The sequence below is a fragment of the Bacillus sp. FSL K6-3458 genome, from assembly GCF_038005045.1.
Taxonomy (GTDB): Bacteria; Bacillota; Bacilli; order Bacillales; family Bacillaceae; genus Bacillus; species Bacillus altitudinis.
Genome location: NZ_JBBOSI010000001.1, coordinates 2,133,670 through 2,158,323 on the forward strand (window position 1 = coordinate 2,133,670; position 24,654 = coordinate 2,158,323).

24 protein-coding genes are annotated in these 24,654 nt (G+C 40.8%); 18 read left to right on the forward strand and 6 right to left on the reverse strand.

The window, feature by feature from the left end; translation table 11 throughout:
* The first annotated feature begins 15 nt into the window (after positions 1-15).
* Together recQ and MHH23_RS11510 are read left to right on the forward strand one after the other, a co-directional pair.
* Positions 16-1,797, forward strand: a complete 1,782-nt coding sequence (recQ, locus tag MHH23_RS11505) for a DNA helicase RecQ (protein WP_138278629.1) — start codon at positions 16-18, stop codon at positions 1,795-1,797.
* A 256-nt stretch (positions 1,798-2,053) separates the two neighbouring features.
* Entirely contained in the window at positions 2,054-2,845 is a 792-nt protein-coding gene (locus MHH23_RS11510) for a LysM peptidoglycan-binding and 3D domain-containing protein (protein WP_007500712.1), read from the forward strand.
* Between the two features lie 152 nt (positions 2,846-2,997).
* Here MHH23_RS11510 and MHH23_RS11515 read toward each other — a convergent pair whose 3' ends face one another.
* A complete protein-coding gene (locus tag MHH23_RS11515; RefSeq protein WP_008346514.1) occupies positions 2,998-3,504 on the reverse strand; it encodes a GNAT family N-acetyltransferase in 507 nt (168 codons plus the stop codon).
* 204 nt (positions 3,505-3,708) lie between these two features.
* Here MHH23_RS11515 and MHH23_RS11520 point away from each other — a divergent pair, with 204 nt between their 5' ends.
* The 4 genes from MHH23_RS11520 to prpB all read left to right on the forward strand — a co-directional run bounded on the left by MHH23_RS11520 (position 3,709) and on the right by prpB (position 7,927).
* The gene (locus tag MHH23_RS11520) at positions 3,709-4,248 is read left to right on the forward strand and encodes a DUF420 domain-containing protein (RefSeq protein WP_008346516.1); all 540 of its coding nucleotides are present in this window, start codon (positions 3,709-3,711) and stop codon (positions 4,246-4,248) included.
* Positions 4,249-4,415: 167 nt separating this feature from the next.
* Positions 4,416-5,558, forward strand: a complete 1,143-nt coding sequence (gene mmgD, locus MHH23_RS11525) for a citrate synthase (protein ID WP_019743303.1) — start codon at positions 4,416-4,418, stop codon at positions 5,556-5,558.
* A gap of 2 nt (positions 5,559-5,560) precedes the next feature.
* Entirely contained in the window at positions 5,561-6,997 is a 1,437-nt protein-coding gene (locus tag MHH23_RS11530; protein WP_039165498.1) for a bifunctional 2-methylcitrate dehydratase/aconitate hydratase, read from the forward strand.
* Between the two features lie 12 nt (positions 6,998-7,009).
* Positions 7,010-7,927 (forward strand): methylisocitrate lyase, encoded by a 918-nt coding sequence (gene prpB, locus MHH23_RS11535; protein ID WP_335352776.1) that lies wholly within the window; start codon positions 7,010-7,012, stop codon positions 7,925-7,927.
* Positions 7,928-7,961: 34 nt separating this feature from the next.
* Here prpB and MHH23_RS11540 read toward each other — a convergent pair whose 3' ends face one another.
* Complete coding sequence (locus tag MHH23_RS11540; RefSeq protein ID WP_017359484.1) at positions 7,962-8,624, reverse strand: lysozyme family protein; 663 nt, start codon at positions 8,622-8,624, stop codon at positions 7,962-7,964.
* 97 nt (positions 8,625-8,721) lie between these two features.
* Complete coding sequence (locus tag MHH23_RS11545) at positions 8,722-10,047, reverse strand: APC family permease (RefSeq protein WP_340959518.1); 1,326 nt, start codon at positions 10,045-10,047, stop codon at positions 8,722-8,724.
* Positions 10,048-10,234: 187 nt separating this feature from the next.
* Here MHH23_RS11545 and czrA point away from each other — a divergent pair, with 187 nt between their 5' ends.
* Positions 10,235-10,564, forward strand: coding sequence for a Zn(II)-responsive metalloregulatory transcriptional repressor CzrA (czrA, locus tag MHH23_RS11550; RefSeq protein ID WP_007500691.1), 330 nt, complete (start codon positions 10,235-10,237; stop codon positions 10,562-10,564).
* Positions 10,565-10,599: 35 nt separating this feature from the next.
* Here czrA and MHH23_RS11555 read toward each other — a convergent pair whose 3' ends face one another.
* Positions 10,600-11,124, reverse strand: a complete 525-nt coding sequence (locus MHH23_RS11555) for a mother cell-specific membrane sporulation protein (RefSeq protein ID WP_135009157.1) — start codon at positions 11,122-11,124, stop codon at positions 10,600-10,602.
* 118 nt (positions 11,125-11,242) lie between these two features.
* Between MHH23_RS11555 and MHH23_RS11560 the strand changes: the two genes are divergently transcribed.
* The 7 genes from MHH23_RS11560 (at position 11,243) to MHH23_RS11590 (ending at position 17,250) form a co-directional block, all read left to right on the forward strand.
* On the forward strand, positions 11,243-12,166 hold the full coding sequence (locus MHH23_RS11560) for a helix-turn-helix transcriptional regulator (protein ID WP_282901071.1): 924 nt from the start codon (positions 11,243-11,245) through the stop codon (positions 12,164-12,166).
* 54 nt (positions 12,167-12,220) lie between these two features.
* Positions 12,221-12,697 (forward strand): GyrI-like domain-containing protein, encoded by a 477-nt coding sequence (locus tag MHH23_RS11565; protein WP_046526860.1) that lies wholly within the window; start codon positions 12,221-12,223, stop codon positions 12,695-12,697.
* Between the two features lie 38 nt (positions 12,698-12,735).
* A complete protein-coding gene (locus tag MHH23_RS11570) occupies positions 12,736-13,455 on the forward strand; it encodes an MBL fold metallo-hydrolase (RefSeq protein WP_282901072.1) in 720 nt (239 codons plus the stop codon).
* A gap of 3 nt (positions 13,456-13,458) precedes the next feature.
* Positions 13,459-14,031 carry a TetR/AcrR family transcriptional regulator gene (locus MHH23_RS11575; protein WP_041507091.1) on the forward strand — a complete coding sequence of 191 codons (573 nt, stop codon included), beginning with the start codon at positions 13,459-13,461 and terminating at the stop codon, positions 14,029-14,031.
* Between the two features lie 151 nt (positions 14,032-14,182).
* The gene (locus MHH23_RS11580) at positions 14,183-15,064 is read left to right on the forward strand and encodes a membrane protein (RefSeq protein WP_039169644.1); all 882 of its coding nucleotides are present in this window, start codon (positions 14,183-14,185) and stop codon (positions 15,062-15,064) included.
* Positions 15,027-15,632: a DUF4166 domain-containing protein gene (locus MHH23_RS11585; protein ID WP_268440220.1), complete on the forward strand. Its 606-nt coding sequence runs from the start codon at positions 15,027-15,029 to the stop codon at positions 15,630-15,632. Before MHH23_RS11580 ends, MHH23_RS11585 begins: the two co-directional genes overlap by 38 nt.
* The gene (locus MHH23_RS11590; protein WP_138278620.1) at positions 15,625-17,250 is read left to right on the forward strand and encodes a YndJ family protein; all 1,626 of its coding nucleotides are present in this window, start codon (positions 15,625-15,627) and stop codon (positions 17,248-17,250) included. The genes MHH23_RS11585 and MHH23_RS11590 overlap by 8 nt, the downstream gene beginning before the upstream one ends.
* Here MHH23_RS11590 and MHH23_RS11595 read toward each other — a convergent pair.
* Positions 17,247-17,726, reverse strand: a complete 480-nt coding sequence (locus MHH23_RS11595) for a hypothetical protein (RefSeq protein WP_007500681.1) — start codon at positions 17,724-17,726, stop codon at positions 17,247-17,249. The genes MHH23_RS11590 and MHH23_RS11595 overlap by 4 nt on opposite strands.
* 267 nt (positions 17,727-17,993) lie before the next feature.
* On the opposite strand from MHH23_RS11595, the gene csaA reads away from it, so the two are divergent.
* The 3 genes from csaA to MHH23_RS11610 all read left to right on the forward strand — a co-directional run bounded on the left by csaA (position 17,994) and on the right by MHH23_RS11610 (position 21,868).
* Positions 17,994-18,326, forward strand: coding sequence for a chaperone CsaA (gene csaA, locus MHH23_RS11600; protein WP_017367427.1), 333 nt, complete (start codon positions 17,994-17,996; stop codon positions 18,324-18,326).
* A 517-nt stretch (positions 18,327-18,843) separates the two neighbouring features.
* On the forward strand, positions 18,844-20,235 hold the full coding sequence (locus MHH23_RS11605) for an MFS transporter (RefSeq protein WP_024718316.1): 1,392 nt from the start codon (positions 18,844-18,846) through the stop codon (positions 20,233-20,235).
* A gap of 25 nt (positions 20,236-20,260) precedes the next feature.
* Positions 20,261-21,868 (forward strand): glycoside hydrolase family 43 protein, encoded by a 1,608-nt coding sequence (locus MHH23_RS11610; RefSeq protein ID WP_268431771.1) that lies wholly within the window; start codon positions 20,261-20,263, stop codon positions 21,866-21,868.
* 46 nt (positions 21,869-21,914) lie between these two features.
* Here MHH23_RS11610 and xylR read toward each other — a convergent pair whose 3' ends face one another.
* Complete coding sequence (xylR, locus tag MHH23_RS11615) at positions 21,915-23,075, reverse strand: transcriptional repressor XylR (protein ID WP_268431815.1); 1,161 nt, start codon at positions 23,073-23,075, stop codon at positions 21,915-21,917.
* A 213-nt stretch (positions 23,076-23,288) separates the two neighbouring features.
* Here xylR and xylA point away from each other — a divergent pair, with 213 nt between their 5' ends.
* Complete coding sequence (gene xylA / locus MHH23_RS11620; RefSeq protein WP_268373097.1) at positions 23,289-24,626, forward strand: xylose isomerase; 1,338 nt, start codon at positions 23,289-23,291, stop codon at positions 24,624-24,626.
* The last annotated feature ends 28 nt before the right edge of the window (positions 24,627-24,654 follow it).

The following is a 24,654-nucleotide window of genomic DNA, read 5'->3' on the forward strand; positions in this document are numbered from 1 at the left end:
CGGAGAGGGAATTGGATGTTACAACAAGCAGAAGCACTTCTTAAACAATATTATGGCTTTGATGTTTTTAGACAAGGACAAAAACAAGCCATTGAATCGATTGTGAATAAACGGAAGGATACGGTCTGCATTATGCCGACAGGCGGAGGGAAATCGGTTTGCTACCAGATTCCTGCCCTTATGATGGAAGGAACGACAATCGTTGTATCTCCGCTTATTTCTTTAATGAAAGATCAGGTTGATGCGTTAAATGAGATGGGAATACGATCGTCCTTTTTAAATAGTACACTTTCAGCAGGTGAAATGAATACAAGGCTGAAAAAATGTGAACAGGGGGAGTATGATTTGCTTTATATCACCCCTGAACGCTTACAAAATGAACGTTTTTTTCAGCTGCTTGATCGATTGACGATTCCTTTAATGGCTATTGATGAAGCGCACTGTATATCTGAGTGGGGACATGATTTTAGACCGAGCTATCGCTTTATACAAGAATGTGTAAACAAGCTTTCAAAAAGGCCTGTTATTGTAGCATTAACAGCCACTGCTACAAAGAAGGTCCAACAGGATATATGTGAGCAACTTGGCATGGACGAAGAAGAAACAATCTTTACTGGTTTTGCTAGAGAAAATTTGTCTTTTCAAGTGGTGAAAGGGCAAAACAGCGACCAATTCATCACACAATATATGAAGAAAAACAGTCTTGAGTCAGGCATTATTTATACAGCCACACGAAAAGAAGCAGATCAAATTTATCATCGTCTAAAAAAGCAAAAGATCAAAGCGGGTGTTTATCACGGAGGATTAGATGATGAAGTGAGAGAAGAACAGCAAAATCTTTTTTTAAATGATGATATTCAAGTAATGGTAGCTACATCTGCATTTGGTATGGGGATTAATAAGTCTAATGTACGTTTTGTCATTCATCATCAAATTCCAAGAGATATTGAAAGTTACTACCAAGAAGCAGGACGTGCCGGGAGAGACGGGCTTGAAAGTGAATGCATTTTACTGTTTTCACCGCAAGGCGTACGCGTGCAGCGCTTTCTCATTGAACAATCAACAGAAGATGAATTGCGGTATCAGCATGAATTGCTCAAGTTGAGACAAATGGTAGACTACTGTCATACGGAACAGTGCCTTCAGCAATTTGTGATGGATTACTTTGACCAATCATCAAGTGCCCCTTGTCAAAAATGCAGCAACTGTCTAGACGAGAGAGAGCGTGAAGACGTCACGAGAGAAGCACAAATGGTTTTGTCGTGTACCGTTAGAATGAACGAACGATTCGGAAAAATGATGATAGCTCAAGTATTAGCCGGCTCTAAAAACAAAAAAGTGCTTGATTTTGGTTTCGACCGGCTTCCTACTTATGCTTTAATGAAACAGCATTCAGCCCAACATATCAGTGATTTCATTGAATTTTTAATTACGGAAGAGTATTTACACATGTCTGAAGGAGCTTTTCCAACACTAAAAGTGACACAAAAAGGAAAGAAAGTGCTAGTGGGGCAGGAGACCGTCTATAAAAAGCAGGCGATAAAGGCAGAGGCTATTCAAGAAAATGATGCATTATTTGAGCAGTTAAGAATGGTCAGAATGAAGTTGGCAAGAGAGCAGGGCGTTCCGCCATTTGTTGTCTTTTCTGATCAAACATTGAAGGAAATGTCAGCAGTAGAGCCTAAAACAGAAGAAGAACTTTTAAATATTAAAGGTGTCGGTGCACAAAAAAGAGAGAAATATGGAGATGTTTTTTTAGAAGAAATTCGTTTATTTATAGAAAAAGAGAAAAAATAAAGAGTTTGAAGAAGGAAAATAAATTTTTTTCGTTTCACTTGGACGCGTTTTCATCATGATGATTTCCATCCCTATAAAACCTTGATATGATGCGGAATTGAGCCATTTAGTGGGCTGATTTACCAATGGAGAGAGATGTTTCATGTAAAGGAACTGTAATCTAAAACATATCGTTTTGTTATTGAAATGACATTTACATATGTTACGATAGCACTCGTTAGCCGCCATAAAAAGCTAACAAGGGAGGATTTACTTTATGAAGAAGACTATTATGTCCTTGGTTGCTGTTGCAGCAATCTCAACAACAGCATTAGGAGCACAGCAAGCTTCTGCAAAGGAAATCACTGTACAGAAAGGTGATACACTTTGGGGAATCTCTCAAAAAAATGATGTGTCTCTAAAGGACCTAAAGGGTTGGAACAATTTATCTACAGACATGATCTATGTAGGAGATAAATTGACAATCTCTTCAAAAGAGAAAACTCAGGAGCAGTACAAAGTCCAGAAGGGGGACAGCCTCTGGAAAATCGCTCAAAAATTCAATGTGTCAATTAGCGATATTAAGTCTTGGAATAACTTAAACTCAGATATAATTATGATTGGTTCAACATTAAGTGTTGCTGGTCAAAGCTCAGCTCCGGTAAGCTCAGAACCTGTTCAAAAACAGGCACCTGTCCAAAAAGAGCAAACAACGAAAAAAGCTGCTCCTAAAAAGGAAACAGCTAAAGCAGAATCATCTTCTGCTAGTCAAAGTGTTCAAAAAGAAATGACTGTAACGGCTACGGCTTATACAGCAAATGATGGTGGCATCTCAGGTATCACTGCAACAGGGGTAAACTTAAACAAAAACCCAAATGCAAAAGTAATCGCAGTAGATCCTAATGTCATTCCATTAGGAAGTAAGGTTTATGTTGAAGGCTACGGTGAAGCCATCGCAGCAGATACTGGCGGCGCAATTAAAGGTAACAAAATTGATGTACACGTACCAAGCAAATCCCAAGCTAAAAATTGGGGCGTAAAATCAGTCAAAGTGAAAGTACTTAACTAGTAGTCTATTGTTTTTGGAAGAAAGCATCAGGTGGCGGCCTGATGCTTTTATTATACCTTTTTTTGGCCGGAAATACACATATTTTTCTGAAAAATTCGCATTTTCGACAAAAACCAGCGTATAAGTCCATCTCAACGCTGGTTTTTGTGTCGTTAGCTGTCCACCCAATAAATTTCTCCACTTTGCTCTTTCCAATTAATTTGGACATCAAAATGGTGTTTTTCATAAAAATGAATCAGGCGGTCCACATGGTTCCAATCTCTTTTGACGAGATCCCCAGTAATGACTGGAATGTTTTGCTCTCTTGCGATTTCTTTTAAATGCTTCATACAAATGGATCCATAGCCATTATCAGGCGGGCCTTTAATATCGGCAATGTGAATCTTTCCTTCTTCAGGATATTCCGCGATCAAGGAAAAATCAGATTGTCCGCGAAAAGCTTTTTCACAATCGCTTAACATGATTTTGCACGTATCTGCATTCTCAATTGCAGAGACGATCATCCATTCATCTTCCTTCGCTTGATCAATGCCAATAATCTTTGCTTTTTTTGAAATATCTTTTATATTTTCTTGCATTCGATACATTTGGAACTGCAACTGCTGTAATTCTTGCTCTAATGTCTTCACATCTTTTGTTGTTTCCTGTAAGATTGACAAGTCTATTGCTCCTTTCATAAAAGAGTTGATAAAAACCACACAAATTCCCATTCTAAAGGAAGTGAGTGGATCTTTCAAGCCGCTAGAAGGCAGGCAATCGGCAAGTTTGTCTAAAATTCGACGAAGACAGCGAATTCATTGACTTTAGAGACAAAGTTAAATAACATACTCTTAGTCGGAACTAATAAAGAGAGGTTTTCAAACATGAACGAACAGAATCAAAAACCGAAAAATTTCACCGGCATTGTTGTCTTTTTAACAATTGCCATAAACGGCTTAATTGCTTTATTATTTTTCATGCCAAAAACAGATAAATTTAGTCATCTGGATATTACATTTCTGCCGTTACTGAATGCCGTGATGAACAGTTTTACGTTTATCTTTTTACTTTCAGCGCTCATTATGATTAAACAAAAGAACATTAAAGCCCATAGACGATTTATCTTTGCTGCTTTTTCAACAACACTTGTCTTTTTAATTTCGTATGTAACGTATCATTCAATGGCAGCTGATACACACTTCGGGGGAGAAGGAATCATTCGTCCGATTTACTTCTTTATTCTCATCACACATATCGTCTTATCTGCCGTCATTGTACCGCTTGCACTGATCACCCTCTTTAGAGGCGCACAAATGCAAGTCGAACGTCATCGTAAAATTGCCAGATGGACCATGCCTCTTTGGCTCTATGTCAGTCTAACAGGTGTCATCGTATATATTATGATTTCTCCATACTACAGCTAACGTATGTCCATCTGGACATACGTTCTTTTATTTACAAGATGAAGTGCTTTGGATAAAATGGGAATTGGGTATCCGACTTGCACGGTATCTTCCCACCTATAGAATCACATCATGTCTGGCCGTTTGCTCGTTTGGAGAACACAATTGAACGAAACGGGGGTTATATGATGACTGAACAATTGCAGTACAAACCGGGGCTTGAAGACATTGTGGCAAGCGAAACGTCAATTTCGTTCCTAGATGTCCAGCAAGAAGAAATTGTGATTCGCGGTTATGACCTCATCGAGCTGGCACAAAGCAAGACGTACTTAGAAACAGCCTATCTGCTCATTTATGGAAGATTACCAGATGCAATGGAATATCACCAATTTCAGCAAGATATTTCCTCACAAACAAGCTTACATCCAACCATTCAAACCATTTTGACAAAACTGCCAAAAACCACTCACCCAATGGATGCCATGAGAACGTGTTTATCTGCTCTTGCAGGGTACGATGAACAACTGAATGATCGATCAGAAGCATGCCAACAAGCGCGTGCCGTTCGATTACTTGGCCAGCTGCCAGCGATTGTTGCGGGAAGCTATCATATTCTCACACAAGACACCACACCTACTCCAGACCAGACCAAATCCTACACTGAAAACTTTCTAGCGATGTTAACAGGCCGCACTCCGGCACAAGACGAAATCAAAGCATTTGACCAAACGCTCACACTTTATAGTGAGCATGAGCTGCCGAATTCAACATTTGCAGCAAGAGTCATTGCATCTACTCATTCTGACATGTATGGTGCTTTTACTGGAGCGATTTCTTCATTAAAAGGTGACTTACACGGAGGCGCAAACGAAGCAGTCATGCACATGCTGCTCGAAGGCAAAACAACAGAAGGTTTCCTTGCGCTCATCGAACGTAAATTAGCCGCAAAAGAAAAAATGATGGGCTTTGGACACCGGGTATACATGAGAAAAATGGACCCAAGAGCGGCTCTTTTAAAACGATCGTTGAAAACGCTTACCGAATCAAAAGGAGACACGACGCTTTATGACATGTGCGTCGCAGGCGAGGCATACATGAAAGAAAAGAAAAACCTCTATCCAAATCTTGATTATTACGCAGCACCTATTTATTACGTGCTCGGCATTCCTATTTCACTTTATACACCGATTTTCTTTGCTGCGAGAGCAAGCGGATTAGCAGCGCATGTCATCGAGCAGCATTCACACAATCGGATTTTTAGACCGAGAGTACGGTATTTAGGACCAAGAGGATTAAAAGTCTCAAATGATGATGGAAAAACGGGGGAATGAATATGAATAAAACAGCAGTAGCCAATCAAACAGACCAACTATTAGCAGATATCGCAGCCTATGCCGTGGATGGAGAAATTACGAGCAAAGAGGCCATTGAAACAGCTCGGTATGTACTTATGGATACACTCGGCTGCGGTATGCTGGCGCTCAACTTTCCAGAATGCACGAAGCATCTTGGACCAATCGTACCTGGAACTGTTGTCCCTAACGGAGCAAGAGTGCCCGGCACTTCATTTGTATTAGATCCTGTTCAAGCGGCTTTTAATATAGGATGTATGATCCGCTGGTTAGATTATAATGACACGTGGCTTGCACAGGAGTGGGGCCATCCCTCAGATAACCTGGGTGGGATATTGGCTGTAAGCGATTATATCAGCAGAACGAGGCTTGCAAACGGAGAAGAACCGCTTTCGATGAATGACGTACTGCATGCGATTGTAAAGGCACATGAAATACAAGGTGTGCTTGCTTTAGAAAATTGTTTGAATCGAAATGGCTTGGATCATGTTCTTTTTGTCAAGGTGGCATCAAGTGCAGTCGTTTGTGCAATGCTTGGCGGAACGAAAGAAGATGTGCAGCATGTGTTATCACAAGCATTTGTGGATAATTCACCGCTTAGAACGTACCGGCATGCCCCGAACACAGGATCAAGGAAATCGTGGGCAGCAGGGGATGCCACAAGCCGTGCAGTGAGACTAGCGATGATGACATTGAAAGGAGAAATGGGCTATCAGACGCCCCTCAGTGCAGAAAAGTGGGGATTTGAAGATGTGTTAATGAAAGGAAAACCACTCACACTTGCCCAGCCGCTCGGGTCATATGTGATCGAAAATGTACTCTTTAAAATTGCCTATCCAGCAGAATTTCATGCGCAAACTGCCGCTGAGGCCGCTGTCATTCTACATGACGCGGTAAAAGACCGTTTAGATGAGATTGACAGGATTGAGATTACGACACATGAATCAGCCATTCGAATTATTGATAAAAAAGGACCGCTTTACAACCCGGCAGACCGTGACCATTGCTTGCAGTATATTACGGCCATTGGGTTAATCTATGGTGAGCTGACTGCTGATCATTATGAAGAAGAGACGGCGCAGAATCCGCTCATTGACCGTTTGCGTGATCAAATGATCGTCAAAGAAGATAAACGGTATACAGAAGACTATTTAGATCCGAAAAAGAGATCAATTGCAAACTGTGTTCAAATCTTCTTTAAAGACGGAACGATGACAGATCGAATTGAAATTGAATATCCGCTTGGTCATCGCAGAAGAAGGCAGGAAGGGATCCCGCTGCTTGAAAAGAAATGGGCATATCATTTGAAAACGAGATTTCCACAAAAACAAGTCGATCAAATTGTTTCACTTTGCCAAAATCCAAATCAATTAAAAACAACGACAGTACCAGCATTTATGGATTTATTTGTCATATAAGGGGGAGCTAGTGTGTGGATCGTGAATGATGAAGTAAATCAAGCTGACTTAGCCGCAGCTTTTAAAGAGCAAATGCACAAATCCGCTTTATTTCAAATTCCAGGCGTTCACGATGGAATGTCTGCGCTCTATGCGAGGAAAATCGGATTTCAAGGGCTTTATTTATCGGGTGCCGCTTTTTGCGCAAGCAAAGGGCTTCCTGACCTCGGGATGATTCATTCCACTGAAATGGCGGAAAAGGCAAAGGAAATCATTCGAGCTTCTCAGCTGCCTCTTTTAGTTGATATGGATACTGGCTATGGCGGGGTATTAAATGCAGCCAGGGCAGCAAAAGAAATGGTTGAGAGCAAGGTAGCGGCTGTTCAAATTGAAGATCAGCAAATGCCGAAGAAATGCGGACATTTAAACGGAAAATCACTCGTTTCTGTAGAAGACATGATGGCGAAAATCAAAGCGATCAAACAAGCGGCACCTACACTTCTCGTCATCGCAAGAACAGATGCGAAGTCAGTAAACGGGATGGAGGATGTCATTCACCGGGCTAATCTCTATCTAGAAGCAGGAGCAGATGCCATTTTTCCTGAGGCGCTGATCACAGCAGAAGATTTCACGTATGCTTCAAACAATATAAAAGGGCCGCTTCTTGCAAACATGACGGAGTTTGGAAAAACACCTTATTATCATGCAGACGAATTTTCTATGTTTGGCTTTCAAATGGTGATTTATCCAGTGTCATCCCTGAGAGTTGCTGCAAAAGCGTATGAGCGTTTATTTACAGAGATTAAAGAAAAGGGGACGCAACAGGGAATGCTGGAGGACATGCAAACGAGAAAAGAGCTATATGAAACGATTCATTATGATGAATATGAAGAAATGGATCAGCATTTAGCCAAGACGATCCTGCCGGAAATCGGGAAAGAGCATTCATAAAATGAAAAGCACTTCCTTCATGGAAGTGCTTTTTTTACGATGATGGTGTGGATGATGAAGCCAATTTCATCTTTTCTTCAACTGTTTTCGTTTTTTCTTTTACTTTTTCAGCATAAGTGAAATCACCGTAGCAATACGGATAGCGGAAGTTATCTTTGTCGCCCCCGCATGTATAGACTTCAGGGTTTCGCTTCACTTGCTTTTTGGAGTATTGCTTTGCCAATTTTTCGGAATGTTTTCCCCCGTTTTTTGCAACAAAATCAATATAGCCGATTCCCATGTTATAGCTTTGAATAATGGTTTCCAAATCAACGCCTTTTTTCTTCCCATGCTTGTACATGGTTGAAAAATGATGGACTCCTTGTTTAATGCTTTTCTGAGGGTCATTGATTTCATTTCGTTTCAAACCAAGAGATTCAGAGGACTGCATTGGATCTCCGCCTCTGCCTTTTGATTCTTGATACATCATACCGAGAATTAACGCGGTATATTGATCTAAATCTTGATCTCTTAACTCTGTTTCTACAAGCGGTTTGTAATCATCCAGTCTCGACAAAACAATTGATTCCGTATCAATCGGCAGCTTTTTTAACTCCTTTTGATTAAAGGAAATGACAATGGCCGCTAATACGCAAACAAACAGAAAAATCGTGAAACAGCCTGAAATGGCAAAACATCCTGTTTTTTTCTTTTTCAAGGTCAGTTCACCCCTGTTTTGCCCCGCTTTTAAAAGGGAAGTACAGCCTTTATATTATGCCATATCCTGCACAGGATACCAAGTGAAAACCTTATATTCAATCATAGCCAAACGTAAATTCTGTTCTTGTTTTCAGTCTATAGCAGAAATAAACAAAACCGATCATGAGCCACACCATGCCGATGATTAATGCATTTGTACTGATGCTTGTTAAGAGCCAAATACAAAAAGCCGTTCCGCAAAGAGGGATGATGGCATACCTCAGTGTGTTTAATACACCTCTTTGTTTTTGTTTGATGAAATAGTAAGCGAAAACAGACAAGTTAACAAACGTAAATCCAATTAATGCCCCGAAGCTGATAAACGAGTAAATGACCTCAAGCTCACCAACAACTGCGGTTAACGAAAAAACACCAATTAATAAAATATTAAATACAGGCGTTTTCAATGTTGGGTGAATATAACCGAAGAAACGCTTTGGTAATGATTGATCTCTTCCCATCGCATACAAGAGTCTTGCGGCACTCGCATGTGATGATAGGGAGGAAGAGATGACAGCGACCATGGTGCCGGCTAAAAAGAATGAGTGGAGAAACGCGCCGCCCACAAATTCTGCAATTTCAAGTGATGCCGCATCTGGATGCTTGAACTGTTGAAAATTTGGAAACACCTGCTGTAAAAAATAAGAGGTGAGGGTAAACAGCACACCTCCAATAGCGACCGTTAAAAATATGGCGAGAGGAATCGTTCTTTTTGGTTTAATTGTTTCCTCAGACATGGTCGAAATCGCATCAAATCCTAGAAAAGAAAAACATAAAATCGTCGCGCCGGAAAAAATAAGGGCGGGATTTAAGCTCGCTGAATAAAACGGACGGGTTGATAGTATCTCTCCCGTGCCTGCATGCTGCGTGAGCCCATAAATAATAAACCCAACAAATGTCACAGCGACAATCACCTGAAAGGTCACAAAAAGCGCTGTAATGTTGGCTGTAAGACGTATACCGATTACATTGACAGTCGTTATGGCGATAGCAAGTATGATGATCCAAATGTAATGAGGTACATCAGGAAAGGCTGCGGTTAAATATGCACTTCCGATTGCAAAATTCACCATAGGCAAAAATAAATAGTCCAGCAATAGTGTCCAGCCTACAAGGAAGCCAACGTGAGGATGAATACTTTTTTGCGCGTATGTATATGCAGATCCTGCTTTTGGAAAAGCCTTCACCATATTCCCATAGCTAAGCGCTGTCAATAGTAATGCCAGTAAAGTAAAGATATAAGCTGCAGCAACGTGTCCTTTCGTCAGCTGAGCAACAATGCCGTATGAATCAAATACGACAAGTGGGTCCATATAAGCAAGCCCGATCACAACAAGTGGAAAAACAGTCAGGCTGCGTTTTAGTCTTGGCTCTTCAGTCAATTTGCCTATCAGCTCCTCTAAAAAAATGAATAAATAATGCTCATTTTAAAAAGAATGCTACCACGTGTCAATGCTATTTGAATAAATCTTTTTTCAAAAGGTGTGGAAGCTTTGCATGCTACACGTTTTGGTATATGATGATACATAGAATAAGTCGTGAGTTGACTGACAAGAAAGGTGAAGCGAAATGAAGGAAGAACTGAATACAAATCAAGAACAGGAACGGATGGAGCTGGACGAAGAAAGTCTATTTCTTGTCTCCCAAACATTTAAAGCCTTATCTGATCCGACGCGTATTCGTATTCTGCATTTGCTGTCTCAAGGTGAACATTCAGTAAATGATATAGCAGAAACACTAAACCTTATGCAATCAACCGTATCTCATCAGCTGCGCTTTTTAAAAAATCTTCGTCTCGTGAAATCTAGACGAGCAGGGACCTCGATTTTTTACAGTCCTGAAGATCAGCATGTGATGGAAGTGCTTGAACAAATGATACACCATGCACAGCATGATTGAGAAAAAACCTTCCTACTTTTATATAGGAAGGTTTTTTATGCATGATGTACTTGGGTTGATCGTTTATTTGCTTTCATCATTTGATAAGAAAACACAATATAGTAAGCCGCTAGAAGGAAAAAGCTGAGTATTGTCAGCGCATCATCGCTGACAATATGCTGATACAATTCAACGATATCCATTTTGGTGATCGCATGTGTTGTCAGATTGACCGATTTAAATGCAAGCCTAGATAAAAACAAACATAAAATAAAGCTTTCAATCCATTTACTTGTTTTCATATACAGCCGGCCATTTTCTAATTTCATCTGAATCGTCTGATAGGCGTGAACGGCGAGACTGCTCCCGAAGATCATGCCAATGACGGCATAGATAAAAATACTGTGATTTTGCCATCCTTCTGATAAGAGAATAAGGGCAGTGAGACTAAATACATACATTCTCATGAAAAGATTTACCGGGCGCACAAGCTGATAGCGTCTCATTCGATTCATTCGAATGATGATCCAGACGAGCATGACGATCCCGATCATGAACAACTGCCATACGTAATGTGTCATGATGCAACCTCCTCCTGCACAGGCAGGGATGTAAACGAATGCTGGCTGTTACTTATCATTACCATTCTTTCTTTTTTTATCAAATCAAAACCTATATTTATGAAAAAGAGGAAAAGTCATGAAAATTGATCGCATTTTGTCCATTGTGATGATACTGATTAGCAAACGGCAAGTACAGGCGAAAGACCTCGCTGAACTACATGAAGTGAGCGTAAGAACCATATACCGTGACATTGATACGATTAATCAAGCGGGGATTCCAGTTGTCACAAAACAAGGCGCAGGGGGTGGAATTTCACTCGTTGACGACTATCGTCTAGAGAAAAAATTATTCACCGATGATGATATTGAACTGATTTTAACAGCTCTTGAAAGCATTACGAGTGCATACACCTTTAAAGAAAGTGAACATGTACTAAAGAAAATGAAATCCCTGATTCCGTCTCAAAATGAAAAACAGCAACATGTATTTATTGATTTAAGCTCTTGGGGGAAAGACAGCTACTTAGAAAAGAAGCTCCAGCTCATTCATACCGCTGCCTCAGCGCATCAATATATCCAGTTCACCTACCGCAATGCAAAAGGCGAAACACTTCCTAGAAAAGTAGAGCCTTATACACTTGTCTTAAAAGGAAGACACTGGTATTTGTATGCGTATTGCTGCGTGAAAAAAGCGTTTCGCCTGTTTAAACTCAAAAGAATGTCAGACCTTATCACGCATTCAGTATCCTTTCTTCCTAAACGAATAAAAAATGAAGAAAAGCCTTGGAATGATTCTTGGCACGAAGAACCTTCCGTCAGTACACTAACGCTCAGGTTGACTGAAGATTCTGTTGGTAAAGTGAAGGAATGGATAGATGAAAATGAATTTACCGTATGTGCAGATGGTACGTATCTTGCCACAATCACGTTGCCTCAGGATGATTGGTTATATAGCTTTCTTTTTTATTTAGGGCCAGATGTCGACATTGTCTCTCCGCCATCCGTTCGGGAAGCGTTTGATCTCAAGTTGAAACAATTTCAAAAACCAAAAGGAACTTGACACAATGTTGTCAGGTTTCTTTTTATATGATGGAAAAAAAGGAGATGAGAATGTATGTACGATATCGTGATTTTACAGAAACAATGGATCAAGGGATTATCTGTTCGAACAACAAACGAAATGGAGCAAACAAACGAGCGGAAGATTGCACCGCTTTGGCAGCAATTTTTCACGCAGCAGCTTCGCGGAGGACATGCGCCAGTCATAGGGCTGTATTCAGATTATGAAAAGGATGAAAATGGCGCTTATTTGTTCACAGCGGGGCAATTGGTTGACCAGCAGCTAGCACAAGATGCAAAAGAGATTCCAGGCTCCACCTACGCAAGATTTCAAACGAGAAAGGGCCCGATTGAAGAGGTTGTGTTTGAAACATGGCAGCAGATTTGGAGTTGGGATCAGCGTTATTTGCGAACATATACTGGCGATTTTGAATGGTACGACGAACGATCGATTGATCCAAAAGAAGCGCAAATTGATATTTATATTGCTGTCGATGAAAAAATAGTTGCTAAAACTAATGATATTAGTTAATATAAAACTAACGACATTAGTTTTAGGGGGAAAACAAGATGAGATTGACAACATTTGACCGTTTGCACCAGCTTACATTAATGCCGCGTATTTTTCCGGTAAATTGTTATGTATTTGAGGAAGAGAATGAACTCATCTTAATTGATGCAGCTTTGAAAATGGCAGCAAGCTCGATAATTGAATTTGCACATCAATTAAACAAACCCATTAAAAAAATTATTCTGACTCATAGTCATATGGATCATATTGGCGCACTAGATGAAGTGAAAAAGGTTTTTCCAGAGGCAGTTGTTTATTTATCGAAACGAGATGCTCGCCTGTTTGCTGGCGATTTCTCTTTACTTCCTGGTGAGCCAGAGAAAAAAGTCAAAGGCAGTTTTTCAAAAGACATTCACACAAAACCAGACGTGCTTGTTGAAGAAGGGGACGAGATTGGGTCCCTGAAAGTCATTGCCACACCAGGACATACACCAGGAAGCATCTCTTTATACGATGAAAAGTCAGGGGGTGTCATTGCGGGTGATGCAGTTGTGACAAAAGGCGGTTTATTTGTAACGGGTGAGTTTCGCTTCACCTTTCCATTCCCGGCTTTTGCCACTTGGGATGCAGAAACAGCACTAAAAAGCGCTGAAAAATTACTGGCACTTCCCTTGTCTTGTCTCGCAGCAGGACATGGTGATCTCATCATAGAGCCTGAGGCAAAGCTCAGAGCCGCTATCGAAAAAAGGAAGCAGCAGCTACAAAAGGGGGGACAGTAAGCCATGTCTCCAAGAATGGGTATCACACAAGAAAAAATTGTTGAATCTGCCATCGAATTTGTCGATGAAGAGGGCTTTTCCGCTTTGACTATTGCAACATTGTCCAAACGGCTTAACATCAGACCACCATCTCTTTACAACCATATATCCGGTCTTCATGAAATACAGGCAGCTCTTGCTGTCAAGGGGCTGACAATGCTTTGTGAGGCCGGCAAACAAGTAACAGCGGGGCTGGAAAAAGAAGACGCTGTTTTAGCATTTGCAAGACAATATGTTCAATTTGTTCGTCAGCATCCCGGTCTTTATGAGGCTGCTTTTTCACATATGAATGAAAAAGAAGTCAGTGTGGCTGCAGAGCATCTTGCTGATTTTGTCCAATCCATCATGTCTCGTTTTGGTGTAAAAGAAGAGGACATGACGCATGTCGTCAGAGGGCTCAGAAGCTTACTGCACGGTTTTGGAGATATTTCAAATAAAAAGGGATTTCAACGGAAAGAACACCTTGAAGATAGTGTGAGCTATGCGGTCCGTCTTTATATTGCAGGCATCAAAGAGCAAGAAGATCTGTCTCGTTGACAGGTCTTTTTTATGTATCGAACCGATATGATGAAGGAGATGTAAACAAATCAAAACATTTTTTGGGCAAAAAACCAATAAAGATTTGACAGTTTTGTGAAACATGGTATGCTTATTATGTGAAATAATTCACATAGAGGAGTAGAGGCAGATGAAAAGAAAGCCTGTTTATGTGGAAACAACCATTCAAGCACCTATTGAAAAAGTATGGGAGTATACGCAAAATCCAAAGCTTCATGAACAATGGGATTTGCGATTTTCGACCATTTCATTAAATGGACCTAGTGATGAACAGCCCCAATCCTTTTTGTATGAGAAACACCTTGGATTCGGCATTAGTGTAACTGGGACAGGAGCGTATCGAACGAGCGTGAAGGATGAGCGTCATGAAAGAGCATCCTCACTTCAATTTAAATCATCACACCCTTTGTCTTTCATCAAAGAAGGCGGAGGGTATTGGAAATACATGAAAACGAATGATCACATTGTGTTTCAAACGCAATTTGATTATGAAACAAAGGAAGGAAAAGGGTGGAAATGGGCAGACCGTTTGTTTTTTCGACCAATGATGGGGTTTATGACTGCCTTTAGCTTTGGCGCATTAAAGACGTGGCTTGAAAAGGGCACGCATCCCCGGTTGCTGCTAGAGAGAACACTTGCCCATTATGGCATTTGTTTGTTGTTTGCTATCGTCTGGTTATGTCAAGCGATCATTCCTTTTTCACCTTCTGCTTTTGAACATAGCACCGGATTTCGATTGTTTTATGCGCTATTAGGTGTATCATGGCTCATGCCTAAACTGCCAAAGAAATATATATTCATCCTTCAAAGCATCTTTCTGCTGCTGATGCTTGGTATAGGGATTTTATCGCCAGAAACAACTCTGCACGAGCCGCTGGTGCTGAGTGCATTTTTCATTTTATCCGTTGCAGGAATGATTAATTTAAAAGATTGTGTTGATGTGTTTTCGATCAAACGAAAAAGGGGAGGTAGACATGGTCGTTCATCATCATCAAGTAAAGGATTACGATAAGCTGCATCCAACATTAAAAGAACGTTATAACCGCGCGTTTACGGCCGAAGGCATCATGGAGGAAATAGGAGGCGGGACAAAGCTCATCCGATTGTTATTCAAAATCGGCCCATTGTTTCGCTGTTTTTTTCCTGAAAGAGGGCGAAATATTCCCTTCCAAATTGTGAACAAGCCTTTTACGACAAGTAAGGGAGAAGAAGGGATGCACTGGTTTCGAACGTTCTATTTTCCTGAAAAGGAAAGACATTTTGATGCAGATATGATCATTGATCAGAAGAGCCATCAAGTACTGGACTACTTTGGAAAACCTAGGCTTCTTGTGTCAGAGCTTCATTTTACAGTCACGGAAAAAGGGTTCTTGCACATTCAATCAGGTAAGCAAAAGTTTTTGCTGTTTGGGCGAGAGTGGCCGCTCCCTTCTTGGCTTTACGGTGAATCTGATGTAACAGAAGGGTACGATGAGCGTGCAGGTGAGTATACGATTGATGTTCAAGTGAAAAATCGCCTTTTTGGCACTCTTTTTACTTATAAGGGCCGGTTTACGGAAAGGGTGTCATCTCATGAATAAATGGCATTTGATGTGTAGCATCGTGTTGATGTCCTGCTTTCTCGTTACACGTTTGACGACAGCTCCCATACCAGAATTTTTTGTTTTGATTGCGATTTTATTTTTTCTTCCCGCTTTCTTACACTTTTTTTATCAGGAAGAGAAGAAACGGCAGCAGGAGGGGCTGATCGGTTTCATAATGAAAGCCTTTCCAGTAGCAGCTCTATGTGCAACAGGCGCATTCATCTATCATTCTCTTTGGCTTGCCTTGGGATGGCTTTTCTTTACAATGATTCTGGCTTTATTTGGTTTCACCCGTTTGCTGAAAAGAGGGGCTCATCCGCTTCATGAGCTGATGATCGATGGCGCATGTATGTATATCGCTCTAGGTGGGCTTTGGTTCTGGCTGTACATAGCAGATATACAAGTGATGACATTTTCACCGATGATTGTTCTTTTGACTGCTATTCATTTTCATTACTCGGCTTTTTTTATCCCTATCTTTTATGGCTTATTAGGAAGGCAACGGAAAAAAGAGACGACGCTATACAAAGTGGGCGGCTGGGTTATTTTACTGTCGCCAGTGATGATTGCTGTTGGAATCAGCTATTCTCGCCTGTTTGATACGTTCAGCGTCATTTTGTATGTGATCGCACTTTATTTGTATGGAATTTTGTGTATGACAACTTCTTTTCGTTCAACTGTCGCAAAAGGGTTCGTTGTGTTTTCTAGCATCATGTTAATGGGAACCATCGTCCTATCATTCCTTTATTCTGCCGGAATGCTTTTACATGTTACCTACATCAGCATGGATCAAATGATTTGGTTTCATGGCAGTATCAATGCAAGTTTGGTTATTTTACCAGGCCTCATTGGATGGTTGATTGAAAGACCAGCTGATCGATTGAAACAGAAGGATTTTCCGGTATCGAGAGTTCACGGTCGTTTTCAGGTCATGTCTTTTCAACATGACGACATGCAGCATGATGAGAAGATTGGTTTAGTCGATTCTCTTGACCAATTAAATGGAAAGGCATTTTCAGCAGAGAGTGTGTCACCGGTTATTCGCAGATTTTATGAGGACCCGATGTCCTTTACGTTAAAAGCAGCCGTCTGTTTTCATTGGTGGGTAAGGCCGTTTGTCTTTTTGCTTCAACCTGTTTTTAGACAAATAGGACAGCTCTATTTAGGGTCATCACGAATGCCATATGAAATGCCGGGGAGTCTTTCAAGATTTCAACATCCTCTTGAAGAAAGGAAGAATGTACGTGTGTGGATCAGGCGCAATGAGAAAGGCGAGCAAGTCTTTTATGCGCTCTATGCCCAGCACCATGATGAAGAGACAGTCTATATGAATATTGCTTTGCCGCTTCCTTTTTCACAGCTTACGGCTATTTTAAAACCTTTGAATGAAAAGGAAGATTTTCTATTAAAAAGTAAAAGTCCAAATGGCAGTACGGGTGATGAAGGATTGTATTTGCATACGTCTTTCATCACCATGAAACTGCCAATGGAAGAAAGCTTTCATATGAAACCGGAGACGGAAAAAAGTCTCACAGCAATTCATCAAATGAAGCTATTCGGTATTCCTTTTTTAACGATTCAGTATCAAATCGACAGTGAAAGCCACTCATCTTAATCAATGATGTCGCATGGTTCACCGTGACGAATGATGTTCACAATCGCTTGCCCATCACTCGGATGATGATCTGCATACTGTACTGGCAGTAAAGCAAAAAATACATAGTAGACTGAGAAGTAAGCAAATTGATAGAAAAATTGATGTTCTGGCAGGAAATCGTTGGCGATCATTGTGTTCAATATGAGAACACTGAGCAGGTTGCATAATGATCCGCCTAAGTAGACAAGAATGTGTGAGAAACGGTTATTTCTCCTCATTTCTTCATAGTGGCAAAATGCATCTAGAAAATAGATTCTTCTAATTTCAACGACGCCTATTTTCAATACTTTTTTGCCTCTGCCAAGCGCAAACGAAACCTTTGCTCCAAACAGCCAGGCGACTACAATATGGCCCAGCTGATGCAAGATGGCAACGATAGGAAGAATGACGAAAAACGACCAGCAAAACGTCCACATATCTGATAATGTAAACAAGTGTTAACCCTCCCTGAAATATTCGAGAGGAAGCAGTAGGATTATTTGCCATTTTACCGAATTCATTTTCATGATGCAAATATTTAATAGACTACTATAAAATCATTATGTAAACTAAAAAGGATTTTCAATGAATAGGCTTTTTAACCCTTTCTTTTAGAAGAGTAGGGTGTGCTACAATAAAGAAATTAGTGGAAGACAAGTGGTCATCTAGCAGAAGAAAAATGTGACCTTTTTTATGAAAGATTGAAAGGGAGAGAGATTCTAATGGCAGATATTGAACAGTTTTTAGCGTTAGACATTCGCGTTGGGACGATAGTAGAAGCAGAATTTTTTGCAGAAGCAAGAGTGCCTGCTTTCAAGCTGAAGATTGACTTTGGGGATGAGATTGGCATAAAACAATCTAGTGCACAGCTGACAAAACGTTATCAGGCTGAGAATCTCACTGGGAAACAAATTATTGCAGTGGTCAATTTCCCGCCAAGAAGAATTGCCGGGTTTAAATCAGAGGTGCTTGTCTTAGGAGGCATGCCGTCAAAAGAAGACGTTGTCCTGCTTGCCACCGATGAGCCGGTTGAAAATGGCACCAAAATAGGGTAAGAAAAAAGACATCTTCATCAGAAGATGTCTTTTGCGTATTGAGGCGGAATAACCACACGCCACATTCGTGTGTGTCTCAAAGAGACGTGTTACCCGACTTACACAATTCAGCTCATCGCTTGATTAATATAGCATGGGATTGGTATGAATGCAACCATTATTTGAGTTCTCTTTGTTTTTGGAAGAAAAAAAGAAGGTTCATATCCTCATATCATAGAAAAAATGACAAGAAATCAATTATTTGGATTATTTTTTCAAAAAATATTGAAAAGTCAGATCATATTTTATAAAATGAATTCATCTTAGTTTGTTTAATCGATAAACTAAGATGGCGATCATCTATTGATCTATTGTTTAAAGCGAATGATTTGCTGCTATGTGGGCTAAGCTGAAAGAAAGAGATGTTCAGCTTCATTTTTACAACGAATTGAAAGCGCTTTATTTTCGACCTATTGATTGCTGCTGCCCTGCACCATCTGTCCGTTAGAAGAGGCTAAGTGAAGAAGGGAGAAAACTCATGGTGAGTGAGAATTTAAAGAAGATTCGTATGTCTGAAAAAGTGGGGTATGCTTCAGGAGATTTCGCATGTAATTTAATTTATGCAACTGTCTCTACGTATCTATTATTTTTTTATACGGATGTCTATGGATTATCAGCAGCAGCAGCAGGGACAATGTTTTTGGTGGTTCGGGCCATCGATGCGCTTGCAGATCCGTTTATTGGGGCGATGGTTGACCGAACGAACAGCCGTTTTGGCCGGTTTAGACCTTATTTGTTATTTGGTGCGTTACCTTTTGCCGTTCTTGCCATTCTTTGTTTTACGACACCGGATTTTTCCGAAATGGGAAAACTCATTTATGCGTACATCACGTATGTTGGTTTATCACTTACATACACGTTCATCAATGTTCCTTATGGTGCTTTAACTTCCGCAATGACAAGAAATAACCAAGAGGTCGTCAGTATTACGTCTGTTCGTATGCTTTTTGCAAATCTCGGTGGTTTAGTTGTTGCTTTTTTTGTTCCGTTTCTTGCGACGTTTTTGAGTGATACAACAGGAAATACAGCACTTGGCTGGCAGATCACGATGGCATTTCTCGGTGTACTTGGGGGCGGATTATTGATTTTCTGTTTTAAAAGTACGAATGAGCGCGTCACGCTTCAAAAGCCAGAGGAAAAGATCAAGTTCAGTGATCTCTTTGTCCAGTTACGAGTGAATCGTCCGCTTGTTGTGTTAAGCATTTTCTTTATCATTATCTTTGGTGTGAACTCGATCAGCAACTCAGTCGGGATCTATTATGTGACGTATAACCTAGGCAGAGAAGATTTAGTGAAGTGGTACGGCCTGATTGGCAGTCTGCCAGCTTTAATGGTGTTGCCGTTTATTCCTAAGCTGCACAAGTTGTTAGGAAAGAAAAAGCTGCTGAATTATTCATTATTGCTGAATATTGTTGGCCTTCTTGCATTACTTGTGATCCCGCCGAGTCAAATCACTTTAATACTTGTTTTCAGGCTCGTTGCGGCTGCAGGGAGTATTACAGCAGGTGCTTACATGTGGGCACTCATTCCTGAAACCGTTGAATATGGTGAATATAAAACAGGGAAAAGAATGGGTGGACTGATCTACGCAGTGATTGGCTTCTTCTTTAAATTTGGGATGGCCTTAGGCGGCATCGTTCCAGGGCTTGTCCTTGACCGATTTGGTTATATTGCAAACCAAGTGCAAACACCAGAAGCTTTACTGGGCATTTTAATCACGACAACGGTGATTCCTGTATGCTTACTAATTTTAGCGATGGTTGATATTAATTTTTATAACCTAGATGAAGAAAAACATAAAAAAGTCGTACGAGAGCTTGAGAATAGAGACAAGGTGTATATCGATCATATGGACGACTTTAAAATGTAGTTCTCTGAAAGAGGAGGAAGTTCAATTGAAGATTACTAATCCAGTGCTCAAAGGGTTTAACCCTGACCCAAGTATTTGCCGTGCGGGAGAGGATTATTACATGGCGGTTTCTACATTTGAATGGTTCCCGGGGGTGCAAATTTATCATTCGAAGGATCTCGTCCATTGGCGGCTCGTCGCGCGTCCCTTGCAAAAAACTTCTCAACTCGATATGAAAGGAAATCCTGATTCCGGCGGGGTTTGGGCGCCGTGTTTAAGTTATGCGGATGGTCAGTTTTGGCTCATCTATTCAGATATTAAAGTAGTAGATGGTCCGTTTAAGGATGGTCATAATTATTTGGTCACAGCTGACGAAGTAGATGGCGAGTGGAGCGATCCGGTTCGGCTCAATAGTTCTGGGTTTGATCCTTCCTTGTTCCATGATCCAAGCGGAAAGAAATACGTGTTGAATATGCTGTGGGACCATCGAGAAAAACATCACTCCTTTGCAGGTATAGCCTTGCAGGAATATAGTGTATCTGAAAAAAAACTGGTCGGTGAGCGGAAGGTCATTTTTAAAGGCACGCCAATCAAACTGACAGAAGCCCCACATCTTTATTACATCAATGATGTCTATTATTTATTAACAGCTGAAGGGGGAACACGTTACGAACATGCAGCCACAATCGCCCGTTCCTCGCGTATTGATGGGCCGTACGAGGTTCATCCTGACAACCCAATTTTAACGGCTTTTCATGCGCCTAGCCATCCACTACAAAAATGCGGGCATGCTTCCATTGTACAAACGCATACAAATGAATGGTATATGGCTCATCTGACTGGCCGCCCAATTCATTCAAGGAAGGAATCCATTTTTCAGCAAAGAGGCTGGTGCCCTTTAGGAAGAGAGACAGCCATACAAAAGCTTGAATGGAAAGATGGCTGGCCGTATGTGGTAGGCGGAAAAGAGGGGCTCCTAGAGGTTGAAGCGCCTGCGATGAGCGTAAAAGAGTTCTCTCCAACCTATCACATTGTCGATGAATTTAAAGATTCATCGTTAAATAGACATTTTCAAACATTAAGAATCCCATTTACGGATCAGATTGGTTCAGTGACGGAAAATCCTCATCATTTAAGGCTGTATGGGCAGGAATCTTTAACGTCTAAATTTACCCAAGCGTTTGTTGCGAGGCGCTGGCAAAGCTTTTATTTTGAAGCAGAGACAGCGGTTTCCTTCTTTCCGAAAAACTTTCAGCAAGCGGCAGGTCTTGTGAATTATTATAATACGGAAAATTGGACTGCACTTCAGGTGACTTATGACGAGGCGCTTGGCCGTATCCTTGAGTTATCTGTGTGTGAAAATCTGGCCTTTTCTCAGCCGCTAATTAAAAAAATCATTATCCCAGACGAGATTCCGTATGTGTATTTAAAAGTGACTGTTCAGAGAGAGACGTACACGTATTCTTATTCTTTTGATCAACAAGAGTGGGAAAAAATAGATGTACCGCTTGAATCGACCCATTTATCAGATGATTTTATTCGAGGAGGGGGGTTCTTTACAGGGGCTTTTGTCGGAATGCAGTGCCAAGACACAAGCGGCGAACGTCTGCCTGCCGATTTTAAGTATTTTCGATACGAAGAAACAACTGAATAAAAAAAGACAACACTCTAAAGGCTGTCTCTCTTTAACATGTATTCCATTATGGTGAAGGCGTGACATCACGCAAAAAAGCTTCAGTGACTAGAGATGTCATCCCTAAGGCTGGTGCGTTTTGTCCTAATGACGAAGGAAGCAGCTCCACCCGTGAGCTGAATTGTGCATCTATTCTAGAGGATACTTCATCTTGAATGACACTTAGAACGGCCTGCTCAGATTCAATGACCTTGTTTCGTAAAATAACGGCTTGTGGGTTGAAGGTATGCAGAACGTTTGTGAGACCTACCCCAATGTAAAAGCCAAAGTTACGCAAGGCATTGAGTGTCTTCATATCATTTAACTTCGCCAGCCGCTCAATATCTTGATAGGTGAATGGCTGACCATCTGTTTGGAGCGATTGGAACAGTGCTTTCTCAGATGCATACAGTTCCCAGCAACCACGATTTCCGCAACTGCATGTCGGTCCATTAAAGTCGATCGTCATATGTCCCATTTCACCAGAAAAACCGTTCGTGCCTCTATATAAATGATGATTGATAATGATGCCTATTCCAATACCAGTGCCGATACTTGCATAGATCAGATGGTCATAATGTTTAGCAGCACCGAAGATTTTTTCACCGTACGCACCGGCATTTGCTTCATTCTCGATAAAAACCGGTACTTGGAATGTGTCTTGGAGACTTGTTTTTAGATCGACATTTTTCCATTTTGAATGAGGCGTAAACACAATTTGTTCATCTGCATCGACCAGACCTGGTATACAAATCCCTATACCAATCAGCCCGTATGGAGAAGAAGGAATGTGCGAACGTAACTGCTGAATCAATTCAATTAATATTCGGACGGTCACATCAGGTGTGCTGGATGGGAGCTTAAGCTGCTCATCATGAATAATCGATCCTTCAAGGTCTGTTAAAATGCCGTTGACATAATCAACACCGACATCAATGCCAATAGAGTAACCTGCACGTTTATTAAACATGAGGAGCACGGGTCTTCTTCCGCCGCTAGATTCGCCTTGACCGATTTCATAAACAAGATGTTCTTTCATTAATGTACTCACTTGAGAAGAAACGGTCGATTTATTTAACCCAGTGCGTTCAGATAATTTTGCTCTGGAAATTGGTGCATGGTGCAGAATTTCGTTTAGCAATAGTTTTTGATTTATTTTTTTCACAAAGTTCTGATCCGCAATATCCATTGTATCCACTCCATTTGTTTCGTCTTTAGATTAAGTGAAGAAAAGCCGTTTTTTGTCGAGTTCATTCTCTATAAAACATGCTTTTCATATTATTATAACGAAAATATTTCTAAAAAACTAAAAAATATGGAAAATTCAAAGAGATTAGTTGGTAAACTCGTTCGTTTGTTTGTTGAGTCAACTTACTAAGTGAATATATAGGGGGAATCACTTATGGTCAAATCAAATATGACTTCGTTAAGTAGTTTACAGGGGATTGGCAACATTCAATATGAAGGAAAACATTCAAAGAACCCATTCGCATTTAAATATTATAATCCGAGCGAAATGATTGGCGGAAAGACAATGAAAGACCACCTGCGATTTTCCGTCGCTTATTGGCATACACTGACTGCTGATGGAACAGACATGTTTGGAACTGGCACGATGAAAAGAGCTTGGGATTCTTATAGTGGAATGGATTTGGCGAAAGCTAGATTGGAAGTGGCTTTTCAGCTCTTTGATTTATTGGATGTTCCGTATTTTTCATTCCATGACCGTGATATTGCACCAGAGGGCGACACGCTTCAAGAGACCAATCAGCAGTTAGACATCATCATAGAAAGAATGAAAGAATACATGCAGCAAAGCGGGGTTCGGCTTCTATGGAACACGGCTAATATGTTTAAACATCCAAGATTTGTTCACGGTGCAGCGACATCCTGTCATGCAGATGTATTTGCCTATGCAGCTGCACAAGTGAAAAAGGGCATCGAAACAGCAAAGGAACTCGGCGCAGAAAATTATGTTTTCTGGGGAGGACGAGAAGGTTACGACACACTGCTGAATACAGATATGAAAAGAGAGCTTGACCATTTGGCGACCTTTTTGCATATGGCGGTCGATTATGCAAAAGAAATTGGATTTACAGGTCAATTTTTAATTGAACCAAAGCCGAAGGAACCGACAACTCATCAATATGATACGGATGCAGCGACATCAATCGCCTTTTTAAAACAATATGGATTGGATACACACTTTAAATTAAATATCGAGGCCAATCATGCAACATTAGCGGGTCATACGTTTGAGCATGAGCTGCGTGTAGCAAGAATTCATGGACTGCTCGGTTCCGTTGATGCCAACCAAGGAAACTCCCTTCTAGGCTGGGACACAGATGAATTCCCAACGGATTTATATGCCACAACACTCGCCATGTATGAAATTTTGCAAAATGGCGGACTTGGAACAGGCGGTCTCAATTTTGATGCAAAAGTCAGAAGAGCCTCCTTTGAACTGGAAGATCTTCTGTATGCCCATATTGCGGGGATGGATGCATTCGCAAAAGGGCTGCGGGTGGCTCATAGACTCATAGAAGACCGTGTGTTTGAAGATGTGATCAAGCACCGGTACCGTAGTTTTTCTGAAGGAATTGGGCGGGAGATTTCAGAAGGAACGGCAAACTTTCATACATTAGAAGAATATGCACTGAAACATCCGCTCATCAGAAACGAATCTGGCAGAGAGGAACAGCTGAAAGCCAGATTGAATCAATATTTGTTAGAAGATTAATGGAGCGGGCTGATGTTTTGAAGGAGTG